Below are 492 nucleotides of genomic sequence, written 5' to 3'. Positions count from 1 at the left end.
GTTTTACCGTGGTCAACGTGGCCGATTGTACCAACGTTTACGTGCGGTTTTACGCGTTCAAACTTTTCTTTTGCCATGACGGAACCTATCAGTTTTGTGTATCTAGATTACATATGAAAATAATCCACCAGAGGTAGATTAATTTAATTTTTTCAAATTTCAAATAGTTTTTTCTGACAGATAAAGGAAGTATTCAAGGAGATTCATATGACTGGTGCTGATAGGCAGATTTGAACTGCCGACCTCACCCTTACCAAGGGTGCGCTCTACCAACTGAGCTATATCAGCAACACCATAATTGGAGCGGGCAGCGGGAATCGAACCCGCATCATCAGCTTGGAAGGCTGAGGTAATAGCCATTATACGATGCCCGCTTTAGGAACCTGTTCTTAAACTACCTCTAACCGTCAAGAATAAAGTGGTGGAGGGAGCTGGATTCGAACCAGCGAAGGCTGAGCCGTCAGATTTACAGTCTGATCCCTTTGGCCGCTC

The 492-nt window shown here is 44.3% G+C and carries 2 tRNA genes and 1 pseudogene; all 3 read right to left on the bottom strand.

Going from position 1 to position 492, the window contains the following annotated elements:
* Nucleotides 1-77 (bottom strand): annotated as a pseudogene (locus MTF64_RS19860) (elongation factor Tu); the annotation flags it as partial.
* A 135-nt stretch (nucleotides 78-212) separates the two neighbouring features.
* Nucleotides 213-288, bottom strand: a tRNA-Thr gene (locus MTF64_RS19855).
* Between the two features lie 11 nt (nucleotides 289-299).
* Nucleotides 300-374, bottom strand: a tRNA-Gly gene (locus MTF64_RS19850).
* Between the last annotated feature and the right edge of the window lie 118 nt (nucleotides 375-492).

The organism is Pseudoalteromonas sp. 2CM41L, assembly GCF_023161905.1.
Lineage (GTDB): Bacteria > Pseudomonadota > Gammaproteobacteria > Enterobacterales > Alteromonadaceae > Pseudoalteromonas > Pseudoalteromonas atlantica.
The sequence above is the reverse complement of the archived record's forward strand: the minus strand, read 5'-3'. Positions and strand labels throughout refer to the sequence as shown.